The organism is Chryseobacterium balustinum (assembly GCF_900168205.1).
Lineage (GTDB): Bacteria > Bacteroidota > Bacteroidia > Flavobacteriales > Weeksellaceae > Chryseobacterium > Chryseobacterium balustinum.
This window is the reverse complement of the sequence record NZ_FUZE01000003.1, coordinates 313,565-337,796: the sequence shown is the minus strand read 5'-3', so window position 1 is coordinate 337,796 and position 24,232 is coordinate 313,565. Positions and strand designations below refer to the sequence as shown.

At 33.1% G+C, this 24,232-nt stretch carries 27 protein-coding genes; 15 read left to right on the top strand and 12 right to left on the bottom strand.

Annotated features, from left to right (window positions below; genetic code table 11):
* Positions 1–31: 31 nt before the first annotated feature.
* The 7 genes from B5X64_RS07120 to tssD all read right to left on the bottom strand — a co-directional run bounded on the left by B5X64_RS07120 (position 32) and on the right by tssD (position 7,952).
* Positions 32–913 carry a hypothetical protein gene (locus tag B5X64_RS07120; RefSeq protein WP_079464560.1) on the bottom strand — a complete coding sequence of 294 codons (882 nt, stop codon included), beginning with the start codon at positions 911–913 and terminating at the stop codon, positions 32–34.
* 2 nt (positions 914–915) lie between these two features.
* On the bottom strand, positions 916–1,440 hold the full coding sequence (locus B5X64_RS07115) for a bacteriophage T4 gp5 trimerisation domain-containing protein (RefSeq protein ID WP_174887948.1): 525 nt from the start codon (positions 1,438–1,440) through the stop codon (positions 916–918).
* 45 nt (positions 1,441–1,485) lie between these two features.
* Complete coding sequence (locus B5X64_RS07110; RefSeq protein ID WP_123920689.1) at positions 1,486–1,977, bottom strand: hypothetical protein; 492 nt, start codon at positions 1,975–1,977, stop codon at positions 1,486–1,488.
* A 19-nt stretch (positions 1,978–1,996) separates the two neighbouring features.
* On the bottom strand, positions 1,997–2,590 hold the full coding sequence (locus B5X64_RS07105; protein WP_123920688.1) for a hypothetical protein: 594 nt from the start codon (positions 2,588–2,590) through the stop codon (positions 1,997–1,999).
* Positions 2,580–5,216, bottom strand: coding sequence for an alpha/beta hydrolase family protein (locus tag B5X64_RS07100; protein ID WP_079464556.1), 2,637 nt, complete (start codon positions 5,214–5,216; stop codon positions 2,580–2,582). Before B5X64_RS07100 ends, B5X64_RS07105 begins: the two co-directional genes overlap by 11 nt.
* A gap of 11 nt (positions 5,217–5,227) precedes the next feature.
* On the bottom strand, positions 5,228–7,183 hold the full coding sequence (locus tag B5X64_RS07095) for a type VI secretion system Vgr family protein (RefSeq protein WP_079464555.1): 1,956 nt from the start codon (positions 7,181–7,183) through the stop codon (positions 5,228–5,230).
* 364 nt (positions 7,184–7,547) lie between these two features.
* The gene (gene tssD, locus B5X64_RS07090; RefSeq protein ID WP_079464554.1) at positions 7,548–7,952 is read right to left on the bottom strand and encodes a type VI secretion system tube protein TssD; all 405 of its coding nucleotides are present in this window, start codon (positions 7,950–7,952) and stop codon (positions 7,548–7,550) included.
* A gap of 252 nt (positions 7,953–8,204) precedes the next feature.
* Between tssD and B5X64_RS07085 the strand changes: the two genes are divergently transcribed.
* The 3 genes from B5X64_RS07085 to B5X64_RS07075 all read left to right on the top strand — a co-directional run bounded on the left by B5X64_RS07085 (position 8,205) and on the right by B5X64_RS07075 (position 10,050).
* Positions 8,205–8,405: a hypothetical protein gene (locus B5X64_RS07085; RefSeq protein ID WP_079464553.1), complete on the top strand. Its 201-nt coding sequence runs from the start codon at positions 8,205–8,207 to the stop codon at positions 8,403–8,405.
* Positions 8,406–8,492: 87 nt separating this feature from the next.
* Complete coding sequence (locus B5X64_RS07080; protein ID WP_079464552.1) at positions 8,493–8,756, top strand: hypothetical protein; 264 nt, start codon at positions 8,493–8,495, stop codon at positions 8,754–8,756.
* A 130-nt stretch (positions 8,757–8,886) separates the two neighbouring features.
* A complete protein-coding gene (locus tag B5X64_RS07075) occupies positions 8,887–10,050 on the top strand; it encodes a thioredoxin family protein (RefSeq protein ID WP_079464551.1) in 1,164 nt (387 codons plus the stop codon).
* A 194-nt stretch (positions 10,051–10,244) separates the two neighbouring features.
* On the opposite strand, the gene B5X64_RS07070 is transcribed toward B5X64_RS07075, so the two are convergent.
* The gene (locus tag B5X64_RS07070; protein WP_079464550.1) at positions 10,245–11,267 is read right to left on the bottom strand and encodes a 3-oxoacyl-ACP synthase III family protein; all 1,023 of its coding nucleotides are present in this window, start codon (positions 11,265–11,267) and stop codon (positions 10,245–10,247) included.
* 73 nt (positions 11,268–11,340) lie between these two features.
* On the opposite strand from B5X64_RS07070, the gene B5X64_RS07065 reads away from it, so the two are divergent.
* From B5X64_RS07065 to B5X64_RS07030, 9 genes are all read left to right on the top strand, one after another.
* Positions 11,341–12,240, top strand: a complete 900-nt coding sequence (locus tag B5X64_RS07065; RefSeq protein ID WP_079464549.1) for a magnesium transporter CorA family protein — start codon at positions 11,341–11,343, stop codon at positions 12,238–12,240.
* An 8-nt stretch (positions 12,241–12,248) separates the two neighbouring features.
* Entirely contained in the window at positions 12,249–14,087 is a 1,839-nt protein-coding gene (locus B5X64_RS07060) for a hypothetical protein (protein ID WP_123920687.1), read from the top strand.
* Between the two features lie 39 nt (positions 14,088–14,126).
* Positions 14,127–15,713 carry a patatin-like phospholipase family protein gene (locus B5X64_RS07055; protein WP_079464547.1) on the top strand — a complete coding sequence of 529 codons (1,587 nt, stop codon included), beginning with the start codon at positions 14,127–14,129 and terminating at the stop codon, positions 15,711–15,713.
* Between the two features lie 104 nt (positions 15,714–15,817).
* A complete protein-coding gene (locus B5X64_RS07050; RefSeq protein ID WP_079464546.1) occupies positions 15,818–16,015 on the top strand; it encodes a hypothetical protein in 198 nt (65 codons plus the stop codon).
* Positions 16,015–16,482, top strand: a complete 468-nt coding sequence (locus B5X64_RS07045) for a DUF4919 domain-containing protein (RefSeq protein WP_079464545.1) — start codon at positions 16,015–16,017, stop codon at positions 16,480–16,482. The genes B5X64_RS07050 and B5X64_RS07045 overlap by 1 nt, the downstream gene beginning before the upstream one ends.
* A gap of 89 nt (positions 16,483–16,571) precedes the next feature.
* Positions 16,572–17,432 (top strand): FAD-binding oxidoreductase, encoded by an 861-nt coding sequence (locus tag B5X64_RS23005; protein ID WP_228418794.1) that lies wholly within the window; start codon positions 16,572–16,574, stop codon positions 17,430–17,432.
* Between the two features lie 57 nt (positions 17,433–17,489).
* On the top strand, positions 17,490–18,041 hold the full coding sequence (locus B5X64_RS23000; RefSeq protein ID WP_228418790.1) for a hypothetical protein: 552 nt from the start codon (positions 17,490–17,492) through the stop codon (positions 18,039–18,041).
* A gap of 68 nt (positions 18,042–18,109) precedes the next feature.
* Positions 18,110–18,478, top strand: coding sequence for a hypothetical protein (locus B5X64_RS07035; RefSeq protein WP_079464544.1), 369 nt, complete (start codon positions 18,110–18,112; stop codon positions 18,476–18,478).
* A gap of 44 nt (positions 18,479–18,522) precedes the next feature.
* Complete coding sequence (locus B5X64_RS07030; RefSeq protein WP_066678375.1) at positions 18,523–19,287, top strand: DUF2310 family Zn-ribbon-containing protein; 765 nt, start codon at positions 18,523–18,525, stop codon at positions 19,285–19,287.
* Positions 19,288–19,737: 450 nt separating this feature from the next.
* Here the strand turns inward: B5X64_RS07030 and B5X64_RS07025 are convergent, their stop codons facing one another.
* The 3 genes from B5X64_RS07025 to B5X64_RS07015 all read right to left on the bottom strand — a co-directional run bounded on the left by B5X64_RS07025 (position 19,738) and on the right by B5X64_RS07015 (position 21,217).
* Positions 19,738–20,289 carry a DNA-3-methyladenine glycosylase I gene (locus tag B5X64_RS07025; protein ID WP_079464543.1) on the bottom strand — a complete coding sequence of 184 codons (552 nt, stop codon included), beginning with the start codon at positions 20,287–20,289 and terminating at the stop codon, positions 19,738–19,740.
* Complete coding sequence (locus B5X64_RS07020; protein WP_079464542.1) at positions 20,289–20,606, bottom strand: nucleoside triphosphate pyrophosphohydrolase family protein; 318 nt, start codon at positions 20,604–20,606, stop codon at positions 20,289–20,291. The genes B5X64_RS07025 and B5X64_RS07020 overlap by 1 nt, the downstream gene beginning before the upstream one ends.
* Positions 20,607–20,686: 80 nt before the next feature.
* Positions 20,687–21,217 carry an NAD(P)H-dependent oxidoreductase gene (locus B5X64_RS07015; RefSeq protein WP_079464541.1) on the bottom strand — a complete coding sequence of 177 codons (531 nt, stop codon included), beginning with the start codon at positions 21,215–21,217 and terminating at the stop codon, positions 20,687–20,689.
* A 90-nt stretch (positions 21,218–21,307) separates the two neighbouring features.
* On the opposite strand from B5X64_RS07015, the gene B5X64_RS07010 reads away from it, so the two are divergent.
* A complete protein-coding gene (locus B5X64_RS07010; protein WP_079464540.1) occupies positions 21,308–21,664 on the top strand; it encodes a winged helix-turn-helix transcriptional regulator in 357 nt (118 codons plus the stop codon).
* A 29-nt stretch (positions 21,665–21,693) separates the two neighbouring features.
* Here the strand turns inward: B5X64_RS07010 and B5X64_RS07005 are convergent, their stop codons facing one another.
* A complete protein-coding gene (locus B5X64_RS07005; protein ID WP_079464539.1) occupies positions 21,694–22,593 on the bottom strand; it encodes an EamA family transporter in 900 nt (299 codons plus the stop codon).
* 187 nt (positions 22,594–22,780) lie between these two features.
* Between B5X64_RS07005 and B5X64_RS07000 the strand changes: the two genes are divergently transcribed.
* Entirely contained in the window at positions 22,781–23,137 is a 357-nt protein-coding gene (locus B5X64_RS07000; RefSeq protein WP_079464538.1) for a hypothetical protein, read from the top strand.
* 49 nt (positions 23,138–23,186) lie between these two features.
* Positions 23,187–24,200, top strand: a complete 1,014-nt coding sequence (locus B5X64_RS06995) for a TQO small subunit DoxD (RefSeq protein WP_079464537.1) — start codon at positions 23,187–23,189, stop codon at positions 24,198–24,200.
* The last annotated feature ends 32 nt before the right edge of the window (positions 24,201–24,232 follow it).

Below are 24,232 nucleotides of genomic sequence, written 5' to 3'. Positions count from 1 at the left end.
AGAGTTTTTATCAAAATTAAGGGTGGTCAATTTAAACCGAAATTACCTGGTCACTTTGAATTGAAATTGGGTGGTCAATATCACTGGAATTTACACTCACGGTAATAGCATCAGAAATATTCCATTGATCTAAATAAGCTTTTTCAACTCTTTTCATTGATACCGCAAAACACATCCCTAAACAATTTTGATATTTATTTGCAACATTGAATGATAATTGAGGATTTTCAAATAAAGGAGGGGATATGTAGCCTATAGGTATTTTACCTAATTTTTCAATATTTTTTGTTAATCTTCTACCAACTTTTGAACCCTTTAATTTCACTGCGCCACAATACACGTTTTTCACATCACCATCAAAATACCAATCGTTATCATCTGCATAAAATTGTAACTGAAAAATATTTTTTCTTTTATCCCAATCTATAAAAAATGTATCACCATATTTTATATTCTCAATTATTTTGTATTCAAAAGAACTTCCATTACCTTCATCACTAAAATACCAAATTTTTAAATTACCTCCATCGCCATCATTTGCATTGGAGCTCCCTTTTTCTGCTTTAAACTTAATTCTTGCTATTTGACTTTCCGAAGTAAATTTTATTTCATGTGATTTTTGGCTTCTAAAATTTTCATCAATTAACTCACTAAAATCCCATTTCTCTTTTTCATTAATTACAATCTCATAAGATTTGAATAACGTGTTTTCATCATTCATTGGAGTAATTATTGGTATAAAAGCATCATCCGAAACTTTAGGTGCAGCATCGGGAATTCCAAAGTTAGTTGCTACGTCTGAAGTAAAATGACTTATTTGTCCTGCATGCGCATTAAATTTATCGGTAAAAACCGTCCAGCTTCCCTCGATTTCTGTAGTGTGAGTTCCCTCTGTGATTCTTATTATCGACATAATTAGTACATTTTAGAGTTTTCTCCGCTGTTATTATTAAATGTATCTTTAGAATGTATATGATTATTTTCTTCGGAAACAATCTGCCTTGTTTTTGTTAGCTCTTTTACTTCCTTTGCTTTAGAATCTCGATTTCCTTTTACAAATTCCATCAAATTCCCTACAACGTTGGTCATAAAGTTTGCCCCCACAGAAACATTTTTCAATGCACCAATGCTTTCAGTTTGGTTCATTCCCACAGAGTTATTTTGGTTTTTTACAACAGACGTACTCTGATTATTTCCAATGGTGGAAGTCATGTTTTCACCCACATTAATAAACATATTCTTACAATTCAGTGTCATCGTTTCTGGAGCTGTAATGTTAATATTACTTCCCGTTGTATCAAGATGAATCTCATTTCCAGATTTATCAGTAATAATAATACTTTCATCTTCCGTGAAAACAACTTTATGCCCACTTCGGGTCATGATAGATTTTACACGGTTGTCTGCAAATCCTCCCAAAGCTGTTCCTCCATGAAACATTCCGCCCATTACAAAAGGTCGGTCGGGATGATTGTGTAAATACTTTTATGGAATGAATTTATCTTCCTCATTATTTCTAATTTGCTGATATTTCTTCTGTAACAATGAGATTATTTTTTTCAAAGCTACAAACATCAATAAACCCAAAATATAACCGCCAAAAACTCCACAAAACCCTCCAATAACTATGGAAATATTAGTATCCCACCATTCTTTAACAGAATTAACAAACCAAAAAAAGATTATAGCTACAATTGTACAGCCGACCATTGAAACGCCCAAGAAAAAAGTTTTGAAACCTTTACTAATAGATTTCTGTTGAATACCTATCAAAACAGAAGTTGATAAAATACCTGCTGTTATAAGCCCAATTAGTAACAAAATAAATAGTAAACATAAAACCACACCAATAATTACTACGATAGCAAAAAAAATGGCTCCCATTATTAATAGAACAACAAGAAAATCATCATCATTTTTGAAAGAATCAATAATATATGGTGAAAAAAGACTAATGAAGTTAATATGATCTATCATCCCGTTAGCTGGTGTTTATTTATTTTCCTTGCTTTGCTTTCGCTTCTTGCAATTGCTTTTTAATATCCTCAGGAAACCAAGGTAAAACAGGGTCTTGTTTGTACTGTTCATACACTTCGTCAGGATTTAGAAATGTCTCTGGAAGATTGAGTTTTTTGATTTCTGCTTGGAAATCCAATTCTTTGTCAAAATAAACAAGTTGTTTTTCTTGAGTATTGATAATAAACCATTTTTCAGGTATATTAAAATCAGGTTGTTTTTCATTTTTAAATTCAAGTTTGTGACCATAAATATATTGATTAAAGACATTAAACTTTTTTATTGGGGAAATTCCTCCTCCAAATTCGTTATAAAGGTTGTCTAAATCGGTGTCTAAAAACCAACCATATTCAGATCTGTTCATGCTCAAAGGTTTAACAAGAGGTAAAATATTAATATTTCCTGGATCTACATTTGAATAATAAAATTTATCTATTCCTGCATTTTTATAGGAATAATCAGGTATATGTTCTTTCATTTCATTTTTTATTTTGTTACATTTTAATGAACAAACAATCATGAAAGATAAAAGTAATGTTTTTAATAATTTCTTATTAAATTTTTTAATTTCCAAAAGGAAATGTGGCTCTATTATAATCATCTGTTTTGTTATATTCTTTTATTATAGAATCTTGTTTTTGCTTCATATTTTCCATCATTTTTTTAATTCTTTCATCTCCATTTGCCATCCAGTCAATTTTTGATTTATTGTAGGAATTTGTCCAATTTCCTTTTACTTTCATTAAATCATTTCCTCCTGCAATGTCGTGGTAGAGAAAACCGGAGATAATACTTACAACATCATATTCTATACTTCTTGAACCGTCTTCGGACGCTCGTAAATCAAACCTATCATTAAAAACATGATTAATATTTGTAACTCCACTTTTTTTAACATTTATTGTTGAAGTAACTCCGATACTTCTTAATAACCAAGTTAGTTCATTAGCAGCCACTTTCCAAGTATCTCTGTATTTTGCACTGAATGGATTTTTAAACTGATCCAACATATTACCTTTTGCTCTTTTTCCTCCCAATTGAATTCCTTTATTGTCAATCAAGTTTATTTCCTCTTTTCCAAATTTAGGATGATTTACAATTTTTTCTGCAATTTCTTTCTCATATTGAATAAAAGCAGGGTCTTCATTAATCATCTTAATCAATCTTTGGCTATTGCTAATATCGACTTCACCACCTTGCAGCATAGAATAAATCCCGGCTTCAAAAAGATTATCTATATTTCCATCGGTAAAACCAATAGATTTTGCAAGGCTTTGTCTTGCACCATGTGCCCAGCCGGAACCGTCATATTCTTTGTCGCCTCTTGCCCAATCTACAATATCAGTGTACCAGTGCTTTGTAATTTTCAGTTCTTCTTTGGCTTGGTCTACCCATTTTTTTATTCCTGCGGTATTGGCAATGCTGGTTTTTACCATTCGGGTTTTTCCTTCGCCTTCTACAAATGCTTTTTCTTCTTTCCGTTTTTGTTCCAAAGTCGCACCGGAAGAATAATCTAATCTATAAAACAAATCTTTGCCTGTATCTTTTACCCGATCCCAAATGGTTTGATCCTGATACTGATCCCAATTTGAAAGCGTTCCTTTATTAAACATTAATCCTACTGGAGCAAAATGGGCCTGCAATTCCATATTATGTACTTTTTCAAAAGCTATTAAGGCATTAAGCTTAAGACGGTACAATTCACTTTTCATATAAAGAGCTTTTTTCGCTCCTTCTGCTTTTGAAATTGCCTGATCTAAAATTGTATGAAACCAATCAGGTAACACATTACTTATTATAGGAATTTTATATTTTGCCGGCGCATACTTTTTAGAGGGATTAGCCTTTATATAATCCCGATACGTTTTATACTGATGATAAATTTTCCAATAAGATTTTACGCATTCTCTGAATGTAGGTGCATTTCCGTTAATACTTCCATCAGGATTGAAAGCTTTATCTAAAAGACGTTTAGGAAAATGATAACCTTCTTCCGAGAAAAAACCTTCTGCGCTTGCTCCTGCATAAAATCCCCAACTTTCAACATAGAGATTATCTTTTTCATTACATGCGTTTTTCACATAAGGAATATCTCCCATTCTGGTTACAAATAAGGCTCTGTCATTAGGAAAAGTAAACTGTACAGATCTATCTATTAAACCTCCCCACGAATCGCCTCCAAGAAGCTCATTCATTTTTTCATAGATTCCCTGATTTTGATACAGTTTTTCTTTAGTAAAAATATCTCCAATCCACTCTAGAACCCATTCTTTAATAAAATCTTCGAAATAATAGTTTTTGAAATGCTCGTAATTTTTTCCGTAAAGTCCTTGTGGCTGATGTGTTCCTAAAAATAATATATTGATAGGGATCTCTTCCCAACCCATTTCATAGGCATAATAAATAATTCCAAGTGCAGTTCCTGCCGCAATTGCAGCCCCTTGACTATGTCCTACTACCGTTATAGGCTTGTATTGTGGTGAATAGCTAAGAGCTCCGGGATTTTTTTCTTCCAAATCATCAATAACAGATTTTTCTTTAATATTCCATTTTCTTTTTGCCCAAGCATATCCTTGTGCGATCCCATGTTCTACACGGTGCGCGCCTGAAGATTGAAGGCCATGAGAACCATTAATGAAATGCGCATTTGAGAGCGCATGAAAATATTCTTTAAAAACTTGAGAATACCTTTTTTTTGTAACGTTATCATAACCTTCCCAATATCCTTCAAACTTTTCTTTTGCAGCAAATATCCATCGATAATTTTCTGTCGTTTCATAATTGGGATCACTATACAATGTACCGCCTCCTTGACGATTATCAATTTCTAGCTCATCATTGGTATAAATATCAACATTATCAGTTATCTTTTTTTCATTCATATTTGCCCCTCTCATTGGGTTTTGAGAAACATCATCTGGAACTTTGTCCACAATAACATTGAGATAAGATCCAGGATTTTTTTTGGGACTACTTAAATATCCATTACAAAAAATAACGTCCCCATTTAAAATAGGTTCCGAAAAATTTAGCATCGGTGCTTTTGGTGGTTCTTCATTTATCCCATAACTTACGCCTTCTTCTTTACCAATCTGTATTACTTTAGATCCAATATTTTCAATATTATCTTTAGAATATCTTTTGTAATTTCCTCCGATAACTTTTGTGATGTTTCCTTTTACAATTCTTGTTCTGCTCATGGTTGAAAATGTTAATAATTATTACTTTTCTCACCGCTATTATTCTGAACAATTTTTTCGGAATGCTGCTCATTAGTGCCTGTACTTTGTGTAGTTATTTTTCCTTCGCTAACTTCGTTTCTCTCTTTCATGGTCTCACTATGTACATCTCCCTCAATCATTTCCGTCAATTTTCCTGTAATAAACATACTTGTATCTCCAATTACAGAAGTCATTTTCATAGCTCCCACGCTTTGGGTAGCGTTTAATCCTATACTTTGGGTTCTGTTCATCCCAATAGTATCAGACTGATCCATTCCTACACTTGTGGTCATATTTTCAGACACATTAATAAACATATTTTTACAATTCAATGTCATCGTCTCTGGAGCAGTGATATTAATATTACTTCCCGTTGTATCGAGATGAATTTCATTACCCGATTTATCAGTAATAATAATACTTTCATCTTCCGTGAAAACAACTTTATGCCCGCTTCGGGTCATGATAGATTTTACACGGTTATCTGCAAATCCTCCCAAAGCTGTTCCCCCATGAAACATTCCGCCCATTACAAAAGGTCGGTCGGGATGATTGTGTACGAAGTTGACCATCACTTGATCTCCAACTTCTGGTATGGCTACATAACCTCGGTTTTGGGTAATCTGATCGGTTCCTCCTGCATCAGGACTCATCATTCTTATGAAATGAGTGGTGTCGTTTGTTTGCCAGTCAAATCTTACCTGAACTCTTCCCTGTCCTTCCGGATCGGTATTTGAAATTACAGTTGCAATCTGTGGTTGTGCGATAGGAACGGTAAATTCTGGTTTAGGTAAAAAGCCTGTGTCGGATGCAATTCCTGCAAAACTTCCGGTATAATGACCAATCGTATCAATTTCATGAGTCGTTTCAGTCACCATGATTCTTGTGAAATATGAAGTTTCATTCGTATCCGGTTTTCGCATTTCAATATCTACACTGCATCCAGGATGTAAAAAAGGAACGGTTGTAGCCCCTGAAAGACTGAAAACATTGACCGCCTCACTTCCCGATGTACTTTTTTGTGAATATTCAACATCCAAATGGGTCGTTGCTTTGATTGGAGCAACTCGTAATGATGGTGTTTTGTAAATAGCATCGTTGTGTTGATAAGCCGTTTTTGCTAAATCTCCCACATGCTGAATCGGTGTCGAGCCCGATTTCAAAACTTCATTTTTATTGCTGTTATAACCGTAGAATTGTGGTTTGGTATGAACCGCTTTCAATTCAACTTTTATATCATTGGCACTGCTTCCGTAAGTTAATTTGATGGGTTGGTTTTGTGGAGGAAGTTTTCCAAAGTGAAGAACTTCTCCGTCATAATAAAACTGTTCACCATACGCTTCTGCCATTCTTGCTAAATAATTATAATGGGTTTCATCATACTGACTGCTGTAAATGATTTGAGAATAATCATTTGTGTCGATTCTGATATCAAAACGGCTTTTATCTAAACCCTGTTTTATCACTTCTTCAGCGATGATCCCCATATTGACAGCCTGAGTTCCTCCAAAGCTCTGAATATGCGGTGCTCCATCCAATAAAATAGTAGGACTGTAACCCGATAAAATAATGTTTCCCAGACTCATTTTCTCCTGACTGAAGCCGACACCCGTGATGACTCCGACAAAAGTACGTTCCGGACTGTTTTCGATGTCTTTATAAGAAATTACAGCCGTTAATCTTTTGCCTAAAAATTTATTGGCTTCTTCTAAAGTATGTGTTTGACGGTCGCCTAAAGTATCATGAGCTAAAGTCAGCGTAAATTCGTGATGTTTCTGAGAACTTTGGGTAAGCTTGAAATGCTTATAATACTTGATCACCTTACCTTCAATGACCAAAGATAATTTTACCAAGCGGTTGATCCCGGTATGATGGTTTTCTGAAATTCCTGCCGCATTCTGAGAGGGACGGAAAACGGAACCTCCGTTTTTTTCTGAGGTATTCATATTGTTGTGATTATGTGGTGGATTAAAGATATTAAATTTTATTTATCCATCTAAATTTTAAGTCATAAATTTCATATTCAAGCTTTTAGCTATTTATTATGAGTGAGAGAAACGATATCTTTTACTGATTTTTTAAAAACAGGCTCAATCGCAGCCCTGCTTGAACGGAGCTCTTTTTTATTTTTTGGTAGTTAACCAATAAATAAAAAAAGCGGGAGTGGAAGAAGGATAAGCTGCCTTAAAAGATAATAAAGCTATTTTGCACTATTCAAATCTAATTGGAACCCAAAATATAGAGTCAAAAAAGACCGTCTTTTCGGGACAGTCTTTTATTTTGAATCTCTATAACCTTAATGAAATGCTGTTATGCACCCGGCCAAACTCCTTCGTATGCAGAGTTTCCGTAGTTGATTTTTTCAGCACTTACGATAAAGCTGATCAGCATTGAATTTTCATCTACTGCGTCGAAGTCTACTTCGTGCTGGATTACGTAACCGTTTTCCCAGTTTAAAGTAATCAAAGTTCCTTCTTCGTGAGATTTGTTGAAAGTTATTTCGCCTGATGTTGGCTTATACTTTCCATTTAATAATGATTCAAGGATTTCAGATTTTTCTGTTGCCTCAATCGTTAATTTAATTAATGCATTAGATGGGTCTGATGCTACTCTACCTGAAACGTCTGTAGACCTTGAAACGCTGTAGTTCAGCTTTAATAATTTTTGACCTTCGCTGCCGTTGAATTTTAAGATTCCTCTTGAATTTGCTGCCATAATAAGTAAATTTTAATCGTTAGTATTTTTGTGATTTCTATAACCCAAAGATAGATACACCGGAAATATTTTTAAAACTTTTAAAACATTATTTCGAAAATTGTAGTAATTCTACGATTTCATGTAGTAGAACTACGACATTTCATAAACATCAACTGTTTTTTAACAAATATTGCTAAACTTTAATATAAAGTTCACATTTTATGGAATGATAATTGGCTATGTTTTTAAACACCATAAAAATAAAGTATTATGAAAAAGTTAATGTTATTCGCCTTCGGAATAGGCTTAGTTGTGGCAAGCTGTGGATCGAAAGAACCGCAGATGTCTTCAGAAAACAAAGATTCGATGAACATAACTGCAGATACGTCTGCAAGCAAAGACTCGATGCCAATGCAAAGTACAGACACTATGAAAATGCCTGTAGATACCGTTGTAACTCCGGTCAAATAAGAAATAAGACCTTAGACAAAAATAAATCTGCTGATAATTTCGGCAGATTTTTTATATTTGATTTTACTAACCAATACGTTTTAAAATATGAAAAAAATAGGAATAGCCATGCTTTTAGGTTTAGTAACTTTAGGAAGCTGTGCAGACAAAAAAGAAAACAGGGAAGAATATAAAGAAAATCACGATAAAGACTCGTTGAGAAATATTTCGGGAGAGACAGCAGCCGCACATTCTGAATCGACTCAACCGGAAACAGACACTCCGAAGGCATTACGGGATACCGCTGCTTCACCAACCGATTATGGCAGTAAAGAAACAAAACCTAACACTTCTGTGGGAGGCTCAAGATAAAAAAACAAATCCGTAGAGAATTCTATGGATTTTACTTTTAAAATATTTACAAAACAACCCTCTTATTTTCATTAAAAAGAGAATAATTATTTAACTTAATTATTACATTTGTATCCAACAAAAAAAATTCATGAAAAAAACAGCAATATTATCATTCCTTTTCTTTGCAGCACTTGCATTTGCACAAGGAATTAAGTTTGAAGAAGGGAGTAACTTTAAAACCATTTTAGCGAAAGCAAAAAAAGAAAATAAACTTGTTTTTATTGATGCTTATGCAGTTTGGTGTGGCCCATGTAAATTAATGGTGAAAAATATTTTTCCGTTAAAGCCTGTCGGTGATTATTATAACGCAAACTTTGTCAATGCGAAAATTGATATGGAAAAAGGCGAAGGTATTGATCTTGCAAAAAAATTCAATGTAAAAGTATTTCCTACTTATCTTTTCATCAACGGTGACGGTGAAGAAGTGCATAGAACAATTGGATACGTTGAAGAAAAAGATTTCATCCAGTTTGCAATGGATGCAGGTGATCCTAATAAAAGATTAACTACATTGAAACAAAAATTCGAAAAAGGAGAAAAAGAATCTGCGTTTCTTTTAAATCTTGCTGAACTTACGGTTTATAATGATACAGACTTTTCTAACAGAGTTTTGGAACGTTATTTTGCTGCAAAACCTGAAATCACTCAGGATAATCTACAGCTTCTTTTCCAGGCTATGAAAAGCACAGATGGAGCACCTTACAAAATCTTTACAGAAAGAAAAACTGATATTTTGAAAATTATTCCAGAGAAAAACTTGGAAAACATTGAGAAAAATGTGAAAGTAAACACGGTTATGGCAAAAGCTTACAATGCAACAACCAAAAAATTGGATGAAGCTTATTTCCTTGCAGAAACTCAGAAATTCATGACTAAAGATGAAGCAGAAAACCTTTTGAAAAGAGTAAAAGCAAGCAGAGCTTTGAAAGATAAAGATTTTGCAACTTATGAAAAAATAACTATTGAACTGAATAAAGACACGTCGGCTTTAAGCGCAGACCAGCTTAATTCTTTAGCTTGGAATTTCTTTGAAAATGTTACGACGAAATCTTCATTAGAAACCGCTGTAAAATGGGCACAAGAATCGGTGAAAAAGAATGAAAATTATGCAAACACAGATACTTTAGCAAACCTTTACAACAAAATTGGTGATAAGAAAAATGCTAAAATATGGGCAGAAAAATCACTTCAGCTTGGAAAAGCAGCAGGTGAAGATACTGCAGACACAGAAAAATTATTGAAGAGCCTATAATCTTTAATTTTAAAACATAGAAAATCCCGCTGAACAATATATTTTTCAGCGGGATTTTTATTTATTGACCTAGTTGTTAAGTTACGTCAGTTCGAGTAGCGAAGCGTATCGAGAACAGCTTTTATTATTAAAAACTTCTCGATACAGTTTTCTTCAAAAACTTACTCGAAGTGACGACGAAAATCTTTGACAATTTAATACTCAAACAAAATACTTCCCCAAGTAAAACCGCTTCCAAAAGCCGAAAGAAGAACCAAATCTCCTCTTTTGATTTTTCCTAATTCAATTGCTTCACTTAAAGCAATAGGAATAGAAGCTGCTGTTGTATTTCCGTATTTTTGAATATTATTATGGATTTTTTCATCCGGTAAACCAAATTTCTGCTGAACAAACTGGGCAATCCTTAAGTTCGCCTGATGCGGAATAAACATATCGAGATCTTCAATTGTTTTTCCTGCTTTGTCTAAAGCTTCCTTCATCGTTTCAGGAAATCTTGTCACCGCATGTTTGAAAACAAAATTTCCATTCATGATCGGATACACTTCTTTATCGGTAACATTTTCAGGTTCTTTTCTCATTCTGTCGCTCCACCCGTATTTTGAACCTGGAAACTGCGTGCACAATTCATCGGCATATTTTCCTTCAGAATGCATATTCATTGCTAAAATATCTCCTGCATTTTCATCTTCTGTTGCAGAAAGCACAATCGCTCCTGCCCCATCACCGAAAATGACTGAAACGCCTCTTCCTTCATCAGAAAAATCAAGTCCGAAAGAATGAACTTCAGCACCTACAACCAAAATGTTTTTATACGTTCCCGATTTAATAAAAGCATTCGCAACGCTCATTGCATACACAAATCCTGAACATTGGTTTCTCACATCCAAAGCCCCGATCGTATCACAACCCAACATATCCTGAAGTAAAACTCCACATCCCGGAAAATAATAATCCGGAGAAAGGGTTGCAAAAACAATATAGTCTATATCTTTTGCCGTTAAACCCGCGTGTTGTAATGCTTTTTCAGAAGCTCTGAAACCAAGATATGCCGTCGTTTCCTGAGCATCATTTCGGTTGATTCTATGTCTTCTTTCTTTTATTCCGGTACGCTCGGTAATCCACTCATCGTTGGTGGTCATTAGTTTTGCTAAATCATCATTGGTGACCACATGATCCGGAACATGAAATCCGATCCCTTTTATTGTACTTTTAATCATATAGTTTTCTAATTTTGGTAAAGATAAAATTTATTTCATACATCATATTTCAAATTAATAGTATTTTTACTTTATGCCTATTGACACAATTTACAGAGATTCGGGATGCGAATGGATAGACGTGGAAGCGCCTACAGAAGAAGACATGAAATACCTTCACGAACGCTACGAAATCAACAATCTTCTTTTGGAAGATACTTTAGATCCTAATCACTTACCCAAATATGAAGCTGACGGAAACGTGAAATTTTTCCTTTTGCGTGAAAGCACCGAGCTTGAAAGAAAAAACCTCAACACTATAAGTGATATCAGTACCAAAATCGGAATTTTTCTTTTAGACAATACGATCATCACCGTTCACAGAATGAAAACCAAAAGTATTTCGGAGACGAAGAAACAGCTTTCGGCAGGCCATGAAAACTGTTCTCCCGAAAAAGTTGCGCTGATGATTTCTTTGGTGATTATGAAAAGTTTTGATGATGAAGCCATCAGTCTTTTTGAAACGATGGATAATATTGAGAACGAAATTTTCCTTAAAAATACCAATCATACTAATCAAATCCGCAGATTGTATAAACTGAAAAGAAAATCGGGCTTGAATTCAAGAGTTTTAACGATTTCTACGGATGCTATTGATAAATTTAAACTTCTCAATCTTCCTGATTCTGAGTTTGTCGATTTAAAAGATAAACATAAAGATGTAGTTGCCGATTTTGATCACCTCAACATTCAGATTACCAACTTAATTTCAATGTTTCTGGCACTGTCTGATCAGAAAGCGAATCAGGTGATGAAGGTTTTAGCAATATATTCAGTTTATTTTTTACCTATCACTTTTATTGCCGGTTTATACGGAATGAATTTCGACAATATGCCCGAATTACATACTAAACACGGATATTTTTATACTTTAGGCGTAATGGGAGTCATTGTAATTTGTACATTTATCTATGCCAGAAGAAAGCAGTGGTAAATAAAATCATGAGGAAAAAAAATAGATCTTTTACAAAACCTTTCAATCTTTATCTTCTATTGGTAATGCTTTTTCTTTCTACTATTCTGAAAGCTCAACCGGGATGGCAAGATCGTACTCCAAGATACAATTACGCTATTGTGGATGAGAATGGAAAAGAAATTTCTTTTAAAAACAATAAAGATTACAGCATTATAATAGACAAAACGCTTTATAAATCTCCGGATATACCTCAAGATGTATTTAAGCAGCCCGGTCCTCATCAGGATTTGACATTGGAATTTAAAATCAATGATTTATCACTTTCTATAAAAGATAATGATTGGAACCTATACAGCAAGGAAATTAAAATCATCTATAAAAAAGACACCATGTACATCAGTCAGCCTTCAGGATATGGAAGTCTTTCAACGTTCAGTGATTTTGGCGAAACTACAGCAGATTATACTTTACAGTTTATTGCCGGTTATTATTATTTTCCAAATTGGTCAAAAGATGTTCTTAATGATATTCCTGAAACTAAGGGAAATACAAAAATTTTAAATCTAAGCCAACGTCATTTTATCCTTCCAAAGAAGGTTTACGACACTTTATTCCACAATACCTCAACTGATCCTTCTTCTGAAAAAGCTGACGAGCTGGTTTTAAAGAATTTTATGAAGGGATATTTTTCTTTAAATAAAAAAATTGAGCTTACTAAATTTGACAAATCAGTTTCTCCTTTTAAATTACGGTATTTAAATTCGATGCATATCAATTCAAAAGATCCCAACCTTTTGTATGGATTAATAAATTATTCGATGGAAAAATCAAACTGCAGCAGTTCTATCAATATTTTTTCAATCCTCAATAAAAAGCAAAATACAGTACAACAGTTTTTTTCTAAAAAAAATGTCAGGCTTTTCAGTTCTGATCAGCTGATCTCAGATAATTTCAATCATATTTTATATCTTTCTGTATGGTTGAAAAAAGACTTTGATGATGATAAATTATCAGACTGCGATTATCTCTCTCAATTTCCTTTAGAAAAACAAATTTACACTTCAAAAGATGAAGGAAATAATTGGATTGTCGATAAAAAAATCCAGTCAGTTTTTGTTAAAAATGATTTCAGAGAAGTGGAATTTTTAGACAAAAACCATGCGATCGCTTACAGTAGGAAAACATCTACACAAAATCCAAACAAAAATGAAATGGTACAGGGAATTTATTATCTTTTAAAAAATATGCAGATTGTTGATTCTCTAAAAACACCTGAAGATATACACTATAATACCAACTATAACAATTACGCATTTAACAAAAAAAATAATGACACCATTTTTCTGGGAAGCTGGACGTATGATAACGATTATACAATTGGTAAAACTAAATATTTTCAACCGTCTCTCATAAAAACAAATGATTCTTGGAAATTTCATTCAGAAGAAAAAACCTATCAACGTTATGCGTACAAACCCCAAAAGAAAACAGAAACAAGTAAAGAATACAAAAATTTTCAATTGGTAAATGATAAAGAATTAATCTTTAAAAACGGTTCAGGCAGCCTGAAACTGTCAAGTAATATAACAGACCATATTTCTGATAACGAAAATTTCATTCTGGAAAAAGATCAGCAGATTTATATTTTTTCGGATCGAGATTCAGTATATTTTTCTCACGATGCAGGAACAAATTGGTTTTTATATCCTGTCCCATTAGAAAAATGGGGAAATGATTTTTATTTTTTAGATATTAATGAGCAGAACGAACTGGTTTATTTTAGTACAAGAGGGGATCAAGGAGGAGATTCAGCGTTAAGAAAAGTTTCGCAAAAATTTAAACTTGAAAAAAAAGATGTGAAGTAGAATTTAAACCACCATTACAATCACCAAATACACTAAACCATGAAATCCGAAACTCTCCAAAAAATTCTTGATGAAGACATACTTTCTCAGGAATCCAAAGAAAAGCTGAAAGCACTGCACGAAAATATTTCTAAAAGAGAATTTTCTGACCTTCTGGATGCCGAAGGAAATCAATATATAGAATTTGTGCAGGAAGGAGGCGGTGTTTGGGGAAGTGCTTTGGTAGGTTATCTCTACGGACTCGAAATTTTCGGAATTCGTTTTCTGAAAGTTGCCGGAACCAGCGCAGGAGCAATTAATACCATGTTGATTGCAGCTTGCAAAACGAAAGAAGAAGCCAAAAGCGAAGTTATTAAAGAAATACTTTTTAACTGGAATTTTGCTGATTTTATGGATGGAAAAAGCTATGTAAAAAGTACCATTCATGCGATGCTCAACAATAAAAATTTCTTTAAAATCAATTTAATTATTACGATTATTCTGACGGTTGGATTAATAAGTTTACCGTTTATCCTTTCCTCTGAAACAACAAGAGAAGCCAAGCTGTATTTTCTAATTCCACTTGTTCCTTTAATTATTTTAATCTTAATTCTAAAAAAACTTTACCTGAATTTTCAGAAAAGCAACAGCGGAATCAATCCCGGAAATGTGTTTGAAGACACGATGAAAAATGTACTCAACGATTTCGGAATTAAAACGGTCGCAGAACTCAATAAAAAATTCATTCAAAAAGAATATGAGCTCAATCTTAATTACCGTTACGGCAACGGAATGGAGTTTTACACCAACGCTTTAAACGGAATTGAAGAAATTAAAATGAATAATCTGGAGCACATTGATGAAACACAATACAGAATCTATTTTGAGGGCATAGAAAACAACGATTATTATAAAAACAATCCGTTTTATCAGTTGAAATCTGAATATACGGTTATCACGACCGACATCAACGCCAAAATAAAAGTACAGCTTCCCATCATGGCGAATCTTTACTGGTCTGAAGAAGAGCTGAAACACATCAGTCCGGCAGAATTTGTGCGTGCTTCGATGTCTGTTCCTTTCTTTTTTGAGCCCATGCAAAAGCTCATCAACAAAGACGATGATTCTGTAAAATACGCCTGGAAATTCTGGATGAATACAACAAAAGAAAATATTTATCCTGTCGGAATTTTTATCGATGGTGGAAGTATTTCAAATTTTCCGATCGATCTTTTTCATGTGACCGATATTTTCTATCCGAGACTTCCGCTTTTTGGAGTACAGTTAACGAGTGATTCGGTAATCAATGAAGAGAAAGGAAAAACGAGCGAACAAATTCTTAAAACTCCCCTTTCCTACGCCGGAAATATCATTCAAACTTTAAAAGGTTTTAATGACAAATCTTTCCTGACCAAATATTCATTTTACAATTTGTACAGCATAAAAACCGTAAACTGCGGAACGAGCAGCTGGCTTAATTTCTTTATGAAAAGAGAAGAAAAAGAACAGCTTTTCAATGCCGGATTTGTTGCCGCTCTTGATTTCCTCAATCAATTCGACTGGACAGAATACAAACGCGAAAGAATGATGGTTGCGATGAAAGAGAAAAAGATTTTGAATGAAGAGGATACACCGACGGTGGGGTGATTTGGGTTGGAGAGTTGGAGCGTTTAATTGAGAAAATTTAAATATCTACAATACAAACTACACAAAATTTTCTGTATTTTAGAAAAATATTAAACAGATAATTAATGAAAAAATTTACATTTCTATTTTTACTAATTCCTCTTTTGATTTTCAGTCAAAAAAACTTCGAGTATAAAAAAGATTTTGAAAATATACTTAAAGAGTCGAAGAATAAAGATTCAGATTTAAACTACAATAAATTATTAGAAAAATTTAATAAAACTGATACTACACTTATTGACCGACAAGTTTTACTTTACTAATTGGCTTTACTGATAATACTTACTATAAGCCATACAAAGATTTAGAATTTAGCAGAAATTTATACAAATTAAATAATGACAAAAAATTTGACGAAGTAATAACAGAAGGCAATAAATTTATTGCGAATCATCCTTTTGATTTAAAAGCTTTATTTGAAGTTTCTTATGCGTACTATAAAAAAGGTAATCAAGCTTTAGCAGATTCTTACTTGATGAAAACTACCATGATTTTTAAAGCTATGATTTATAGTGGAGATGGAAAATCTATTGAAACTTCCATGTTCGCTTTAAACCCTGCAGATGGACAAGACTTTATAAGAAAAGTATTCGGAGCAAAAATTGGAAAAATGTCTTCTGGAAGAGATAAGAATGGATATTTTATTGATATATTAGAAATGAAAGATAATGAAGACAGCCAAATGTTATACTTCATTATTCCCCATGCTACAAAGAAAATGTTTGAATAGTATTTAAATAATTCCCAAGTATTCTATCCCTATTTTCCAATAACAAAAGACAATTTTCCCTATTTTCGTTCTTTATTATTTAATAAGAAATGAAAAAAAAGCACCTTTTTATTATTGGAATTGTAATGATTTTTATATTTCTGTCTGTTCCGGTTATTCATATTCTTAAAACCAAATGGAATGAGCAGGATATCAAAATTGAAACTCCGAAAGGTTTTACCAATGATGCAAGTCAGTTGAATCTTACCGAAATTGATACTTTAATTATCGTTCCCAACAATAAAGCCGAAATTGTCAATCAATTAAAACAGTTGATACAATACGCCAAGAAAAAAAATCTCAAAATTTCGATTGCTGGAGCTCAACACAGCATGGGTGGACATTCCATTTATCCTAACGGAATTTTGCTGAATATGCTTCCGTACAAACAGATGGAACTCGACGAACAAAATAATATTTTAACGATTGGTTCGGGTGCTTTGTGGGAAGATGCGATTAATTATTTAGATAAATATGGAAAATCTGTTGCGGTGATGCAGGCTTTCAGCTCGTTTTCCATTGGTGGTTCGATGAGTGTGAACGGACATGGCTGGCAAAAAAATCTCCCGCCCGTTTCTTCGAGTGTGATTTCTTTTACTTTAATGAACGATAAAGGAGAGATTATCAATTGCAGCAGAGAAGAAAATCCTGAATTATTTAAGTTGGTGATTGGCGGATATGGACTTTTCGGAATTATTCTGGATGTAAAACTGAAAGTGGTAGATAATCTTGCGCTAAAATATAAATCGGTAGCAATGAATTCTGATGACTACGTTTCTTACTACAAAAAATTTATTACAGACAACCCAAATGTCAATCTTGTTTTTGGAAGACTGAGAGTTTCAGACAAAAAGTTTTTAAACGAAGCGACCATCATTTATTTCGAAAAAGCTGATGTAAAACCGCTTTAACTTGCCGCTCAGAAAACAAAAAATAAAGAGATCAGACGAATTGTTTTCAGAAGTACGGTGAATAGCGAATACGGAAAAAGGCTTCGCTGGGATTTGGAAACCGGCATGAATACGGTTTTAAACAACACTGTTTTTACCCGCAACGAATTATTAAATGGTCATGTTTCTTTGATAGAAAATAAAGACCCCAATTCGACCGATCTTCTGCATGAATATTTTATTCCTGAAAGAAATTTTAATCAATTTATAAAGGATATAAAACCAATTTTAAAGGATTCTGAAATAGATTTGTTAAATATTACCATTCGAGCCGTAGACAAAGATGAAGATAGCTACATGAACTATGCAAGAGAACATGTTTTTGGTTTTGTTTTACTGTTTAACCAAAAGAAAACGACAAAACAGGAAAACGAAATGAAAATAGTAACCAATAAATTAGTTGATACGACTATCAAAAATGAAGGCACTTTTTACCTTCCTTATCGTCTTCATATCGATAAAGCAAAAATGAGAAAAGTCTATCCTCAATCTGATTCTTTCTTTGAGCTTAAAAGAAAATATGATCCTCAAGAAATTTTTGAAAATAAGTTTTACTTGCATTATAAATAAGATTCTTCCTTCGTCAGAATGACAAATCAGAATTTATATTTACAAACAGAAATTAATCTATACAGCCTATGATTACCAAATTAGACCTAAGGGAATCTTTAAATATTGTTAATTCAGAGACAACCACTTCAGCGGAAACATTTCAAAATAAAACGCTGCGTCCCATTTTGAAACTGCAGAATGATTTGTATCTATCAATGTTTATAAACTATGCATTGAGACAAAAAGCAGATTTCAGTTCTTTATCGGTTTCTAAAAAACAAATGTTTATCGAACAAAGTATACAAAAAGATGCTGTGCTGAAAAACACTTTTATCGGGATGACCATCGGAATGTTTACTTTAGAGGAACTAGAGCTTTATCAATCTGACAGCAAAGTTTTTAATAAAAGAATCATTACGATGTTGATAGAAAGATTGAAAAGCCAGGTGAAATAATTCTTTTATTAAAAATTTACATGTATTAAAAAAAATCCAACACAATGTTTATACAAGAAGTTTCAATAGAGGTAAATTCCGACTTTAGCAAAGATAAGCTTTATCAGGAGTTTAATCTTTTAATGTCCTTTTATAGAGGGAATGGACAAACTCAAGGTAGAATAGAAAGCCAATATATTGATGGAAACAAGATTACAGCACTACCTTTTACATTAGAAAAAAACTCTTTAGCTGAAGAAAACAATAATATTTATGTAAACAAATGGATAGAAAAAATTCAGACATTCAGCAATTCAATCATTTCAATTAAAACAGTTGGAAAAACACTCCAAGATTATTCTGGATGCTGCACATGTGAAAAATCTGATTTTTACATTTTAAATACAAATTACACATCAATAGATTCTCCTATTACTTGTGGCGGGTGTAATTCTTCTGTTGCTCTTTATCATTTACCAAAATATTATGATTTTGGATACATGCCAATTTTGAGTTGGGAAACCAATTATCAAGCTTGTGATAACCTTCAGATGAATTGTGAAGTCGGTGAACGTTGGGCACTAAATCAAATGCAGGAACTTACTTCTCAATTATCAAAACAGGGTATTCAAATAACTAAAAAAATAGAGGAGTTGACGAATATTCCAACGTACTATTTCTTATACAATTATAGAAAACACAAGAACGATGACATCAACCGTCCTTGTCCTAATTGTAATAAAAAATGGAGTTTGCAAGAGAGACAATATTTCTACGATTTCAAATGTGACGACTGCAGAATTATTTCTACTATTTCTCCAAATTCGTAGTTATTTGCTATTCTTAGGACAACATAGTGTGATGAAAAGTCTTAGAGGTTTATTAAATTTATAAATTGAAAACTCTAAAATAATATTTATTAACTAATTTTTTTAATATGCGTTCAAATTATGTAATTACATGGGGTAAAATTAGTGGTGTAGAGACTTTAAATGAAATTCGAACATCTTTAAGCCATTCTCAAATTGGAAATAAGTCATTTTTATACTATTTGATCATGTACCTTATAAAGCTTTCAGCATTTCTAATACCTGCTTTTATTTCTATCAGAATTCTAGGATATCTAAATATTAGTTCTTTGTGGAATATATTAAAATTAGCATTGTGTGTTTTATTAATAAGATTTATCTATTTGAAAATTATCCAGTTACTTATTGTCTTCGTAATTAAAACTAAAAAAGAATAATTCCAACTTCTAACAAGCCCTTTAGCTATATAACCTACCCTTTCCTCCACATCGGATCATGCTTTAAGATCGCCTCATTCACCGCACAATCTTCTGCGTGCGCACCTTTTAGAAAACCAATGCTCATTAAAAATTCATTGACAATTTCGCCACCTGTAAATTTGAACGTTTTTTTGAACAGTTTCATCCATTCCTGTAAAGTTTTGGGATGATGATGCTCCAGCCATTTCTCAAAAGAACCGAATTCTTTTTGCAGTTCTATAATGGTTTTTGCATTTTCGATGGCTGCGTTTACTTTCAATTTATTTCTGATAATTCCGGGATCGCTTAATAATCTTTCGCGGTCTTCTTCACTGTAAGCAGCAACTTTTTCGATATTAAAATCATCATACGCTTTTCTGAAACCTTCTTCTTTTTTTAAAATCGTTTCCCAGCTCAACCCTGCCTGATTGATCTCCATGATTAATCTTCCAAACAATTCATTATCATCATGAATCGGAAATCCGTAATGATTGTCGTGATATTTTTTGTGCAGCTCTTTTCTGCTTTCGGGCTGCATTCTTTCGACTGCTGAACAATAACTCATTAGAATAGGTTTTCTGTTTTGGTTAAAAATTTATTTAACGCTTCTTTAATGTCAATTCCGGTGCGGTCTGCCAAAACAATGAGCCACCAGATATTTTCACCCAATTTATGCTCAAGCTCGGTCGCAGAATTCTTTTTTGACCAGGTTTTTTCGTGTGACATCACATTTCTGCCCACCAATCCGGCATCGGTAAGATACGCCAAAGCATCTTGCTCCAATGTCCATTCATTTCCATTTTGTTGAACTTCCAGTTGATGGTATTTTTTCCTTATTTCTAAAGAGCGTTCTATGATTTTATCTAAATTATTTTGATCCATCATTTTATTTTAGAAAAGTAAAGATAATGCAAACTGCTGACAAGTGTCTGTCAGCAGTGCCATTTATTTGGAGAAATATTTTACAGATTATCAATAAAATCAAGATATTGAGGAACGCTTTTTTCAATCCATTCCGGAGAAGGGTCATGTTCCATTCCGTAATAAACAAAGGGGTCTTTGTAATCTGCTTTTATATATTCAAAGGTCAATTCAAAAGGTCTCGCCAGTTCAGTCATTGTATATTTATATTTTCCTTCTGCACTGTAATCTCCATCATCAACTCCTACAGATATTGCCAAAGCAATCTTTTTTCCGCCTACTTTAAACCCGCTTTTACTTCCATAAGCCCAACCGTGTAAAAGAACTTCATCCAGCCATTTTTTTAATAAAGGCGGACTGCTAAACCAATAAAACGGGAACTGAAAAATAATTTTATCATAAGCTTCGATCAATTCCTGTTCTTTTTTAACATTGATATTTTCATCAGGATAATTTTCGTACAACTGATGAACTGTATATTTTTCGGGAAACTTCTTCAATTCTTCCACCCATCTTTTATTAATTAACGATTCTTCCATTTTTGGGTGAGTAACGATTACTAATGTTTTCATATTTTTAAATTTCTTTTACAAAAATAATAGGTGTAACTTACATTTGGTATATTAGCAACCCATTGTATGGTACTATAAAAAATGTAAGTAATGACTAAGATAAAGGAAACTTCAACCAATTTTGCGAATAAAAAAGCGCTCACCGATGAATGTCCGGAACTTTATGCTTCAAAATTAATTGGCGGACAGTGGTCACTTGCCATTTGCAGTTATCTGATCAACGGAAAACTGAGATTCGGAGAACTCAGAAAAAGTTTGGGAAATATTACAGAACGCATGCTTACGCTTCAACTTCGAAGACTGGAAGAAGATAAAATTATTACAAGAACAATTTTTGCAGAAGTTCCGCCAAGAGTGGAATATGAATTAACAGAAATCGGATATCAGCTAAAACCCGTTATTGAAGAGTTGGAAAAATGGGGAATTATGCATAAGCAAAGTGTTTAAATTTTAAACTTAAAATCTTTATAGAAGTTTTAAACCGCTCTTTCTGGCTTTAAACGAAAAATTTCCTTTGCATTAAAAATAATAACCGCTAAAAATATGATCGAATAAGACAAAATCTGTAACCCTCCAAGTGCTTCGTGATAAACGGCTCCTGCCAAAATAAAGGCAATAATCGGATTGATATTAAGAATCATTCCTACTTTTGAGGAGGCAATTCCTGATAAAGCATACAAATTCAGCAATAAAGGGACAATCGTGTACATTACCGCAATGATTTCAATATAAAAATAGAACGTAAAATCTGTAGGAATAGACCCTGAATATTTAGGAAAGAATGGCAAAAGAATAAGTGCTGATAAAATCATGTGAAAATTAAGAATCAGAAACTTATCAAATTTTTTGTTGGTACTTTGCACAATGAGATAACACGCATAAGTGGAGCCAATCAAACTGCTGTACAACATATCAAGAAGATTAGAATACGACAGCAAAACACATCCTACTCCACTTAAAGCTACCGAAATCCACTGCAATTTTGTAAGCTTTTCCCGAAGAATAAAAAAAGCAAGAATCGTTGTAATAATCGGACAGACAAGGTAAGCAACTGACGTCGCTCTCACGCTGATATGATTCATCACATAAATAAACGAAAACCAATTTCCCGTGAGCAAAATACTGCTTAAAACATTTAAGCCTATTATTCTGTATTTACTTTTCTGAGAAATACTTTTAAAATATTTTAAATTTTCTTTAAGCTTCGCTCTTCTGTAAAGAACCGTTACCACCGACATAATCAATGCACAACTGAAAACTCTGTAAAAAAGTATATCTAAAGATGCATACGAATGCAGCGGTTTTAAAACCAGACTGAATGTTCCCCAGGTTGCGAAAGCAAAGATGGCGGCTAAGTAATATTTAAGATTCTTCAATTGAAGTAAAAGTATTTTTATTGCTTTAAAGAGAGACAAAGATAAGAATAAGGAAGCTGAGATTAATGTTTCGATATGATGTTTTAAAATATTTATTTACTATTAAATTCATCTATAATGGAAATATTTGTAGCACTTTAATTTTGAAAACCGTAGTTTTGTACGAATGTCAAATATAAAACTCCATATGAAAATATACAAAGCAGTTGTAATGTTGCTTGTTGTGGTGTTTTCGTTATCTCCCTGTTCATTAAAGAGAGAGGTATTAGAGGTTTTTGACATTCAGCACATCAGTGCTCTCAACAAAATAAAAACCACAGCACCCTCATTTTCCGGTTGTGAAAGTTTTAATTCTTCTTCAAAAATTTCCGTTTCAAAAGCAGATTTTAAATTTAAAGGAATTGCACTTTCAGATTTTTTACAATCGGTAAATTTAAATTTTGAGAAGCCTATTTTTTCTCAAAAATCGTATTCCGGAAGCACTTCCGGGAACAGTCCTCCAAAGTATATTTTATTTAAAAGATTGAAACTGGATATGGCTTAGAATGAGTTCTAAATCATTTTTAACAATCAACTTTTAAAATAAAACTTCAATGACAAAAAATATGACCAATCAGCCCACTGATATGGCTGGTTTATATACATTATCAATCCGCCTTGTAATTGGCTGGACCTACTTTTCAGCTTTCTGGCGCAGACTTATTCTAGAAAATAAACTCATTCCCGATGAAGCCGGATATATCGGCGAAAAATTCAATCATTTCTTACCGAATGCTTTAGGAATAAAACCCATTATTGAATATCTGGTTACTCATCCCGATGCGCTTCAAACCTCAATGGTCAGCTTCACCATCATTGAAGCGATCGTAGGATTATTTATTATTTTGGGACTCTTCACAAGGTTGATGGCTGCAGGAGTTTTTGCTTTGGCAATGGGAATTTTGCTAGGTTCCGGATGGATAGGAACGACCTGTTTAGATGAATGGCAAATTGGAGTTCTGGGAATCGCTTGTGGATTTACTCTTTTTCTTACAGGCAGCGGAACTTATTCTTTAGACCAATATTTTAAAAATAAAAAATACAGTTTCACTCAGAAAAAATGGTTTCAATGGCTAGGTTCGGGTGCATTTCCTCTTAAAAATTCTAAACGCTTTGTACTTGTAGGTTCGTTACTTATTTTTGGATTGACTTTATACACCAATCAATATTTTCATGGCGGTGTTTTTGGAACTTTGCATAATAAATCGGTGAAGCCAAAAGTTGAAATTTCCAATATAAAAATTAATCAGTCGCAGGTAAAATTTGAGGTTTATAGAACAGAAGGTGTAGACGTTTATGGTTCTTTTCTTATCGGAATCGATTTATTAAATGAAAAAGGAGACGTTATTCAGTCAATGAATGGAGCTGAACTTTCAAAATTCTCTAAAGAAAAAATTCATAATCATTATGTAGCAAAAGTAAAGCCCGGAAAACACAGTTTAATTATTCCGCTAGGTTCAAAAGCTGATTTAATGATTGATTTGAAAAATTCTTCGTCAGCTGAAAAAATATCGTTAATAAAATTAACTGATATCAGTGGCGCCGAATGGATTGCGAAAATCAAATAATTTTAACTTAATATTTTATGATATTCATCCAT

Excerpts from the sequence above, each read along its gene's own strand:
- B5X64_RS07120 (WP_079464560.1), bottom strand. The coding sequence starts at position 913 with ATGTCGATAATAAGAATCACAGAGGGAACTCACACTACAGAAATCGAG.
- B5X64_RS07115 (WP_174887948.1), bottom strand. The coding sequence starts at position 1,440 with ATGTTTCATGGAGGAACAGCTTTGGGAGGATTTGCAGACAACCGTGTA.
- B5X64_RS07110 (WP_123920689.1), bottom strand. The coding sequence starts at position 1,977 with ATGATAGATCATATTAACTTCATTAGTCTTTTTTCACCATATATTATT.
- B5X64_RS07100 (WP_079464556.1), bottom strand. The coding sequence starts at position 5,216 with ATGAGCAGAACAAGAATTGTAAAAGGAAACATCACAAAAGTTATCGGA.
- B5X64_RS07095 (WP_079464555.1), bottom strand. The coding sequence starts at position 7,183 with ATGAATACCTCAGAAAAAAACGGAGGTTCCGTTTTCCGTCCCTCTCAG.
- tssD (WP_079464554.1), bottom strand. The coding sequence starts at position 7,952 with ATGGCAGCAAATTCAAGAGGAATCTTAAAATTCAACGGCAGCGAAGGT.
- B5X64_RS07085 (WP_079464553.1), top strand. The coding sequence starts at position 8,205 with ATGAAAAAGTTAATGTTATTCGCCTTCGGAATAGGCTTAGTTGTGGCA.
- B5X64_RS07080 (WP_079464552.1), top strand. The coding sequence starts at position 8,493 with ATGAAAAAAATAGGAATAGCCATGCTTTTAGGTTTAGTAACTTTAGGA.
- B5X64_RS07075 (WP_079464551.1), top strand. The coding sequence starts at position 8,887 with ATGAAAAAAACAGCAATATTATCATTCCTTTTCTTTGCAGCACTTGCA.
- B5X64_RS07070 (WP_079464550.1), bottom strand. The coding sequence starts at position 11,267 with ATGATTAAAAGTACAATAAAAGGGATCGGATTTCATGTTCCGGATCAT.
- B5X64_RS07065 (WP_079464549.1), top strand. The coding sequence starts at position 11,341 with ATGCCTATTGACACAATTTACAGAGATTCGGGATGCGAATGGATAGAC.
- B5X64_RS07060 (WP_123920687.1), top strand. The coding sequence starts at position 12,249 with ATGAGGAAAAAAAATAGATCTTTTACAAAACCTTTCAATCTTTATCTT.
- B5X64_RS07055 (WP_079464547.1), top strand. The coding sequence starts at position 14,127 with ATGAAATCCGAAACTCTCCAAAAAATTCTTGATGAAGACATACTTTCT.
- B5X64_RS07050 (WP_079464546.1), top strand. The coding sequence starts at position 15,818 with ATGAAAAAATTTACATTTCTATTTTTACTAATTCCTCTTTTGATTTTC.
- B5X64_RS23005 (WP_228418794.1), top strand. The coding sequence starts at position 16,572 with ATGAAAAAAAAGCACCTTTTTATTATTGGAATTGTAATGATTTTTATA.
- B5X64_RS07035 (WP_079464544.1), top strand. The coding sequence starts at position 18,110 with ATGATTACCAAATTAGACCTAAGGGAATCTTTAAATATTGTTAATTCA.
- B5X64_RS07030 (WP_066678375.1), top strand. The coding sequence starts at position 18,523 with ATGTTTATACAAGAAGTTTCAATAGAGGTAAATTCCGACTTTAGCAAA.
- B5X64_RS07025 (WP_079464543.1), bottom strand. The coding sequence starts at position 20,289 with ATGAGTTATTGTTCAGCAGTCGAAAGAATGCAGCCCGAAAGCAGAAAA.
- B5X64_RS07020 (WP_079464542.1), bottom strand. The coding sequence starts at position 20,606 with ATGGATCAAAATAATTTAGATAAAATCATAGAACGCTCTTTAGAAATA.
- B5X64_RS07015 (WP_079464541.1), bottom strand. The coding sequence starts at position 21,217 with ATGAAAACATTAGTAATCGTTACTCACCCAAAAATGGAAGAATCGTTA.
- B5X64_RS07010 (WP_079464540.1), top strand. The coding sequence starts at position 21,308 with ATGACTAAGATAAAGGAAACTTCAACCAATTTTGCGAATAAAAAAGCG.
- B5X64_RS07000 (WP_079464538.1), top strand. The coding sequence starts at position 22,781 with ATGAAAATATACAAAGCAGTTGTAATGTTGCTTGTTGTGGTGTTTTCG.
- B5X64_RS06995 (WP_079464537.1), top strand. The coding sequence starts at position 23,187 with ATGACAAAAAATATGACCAATCAGCCCACTGATATGGCTGGTTTATAT.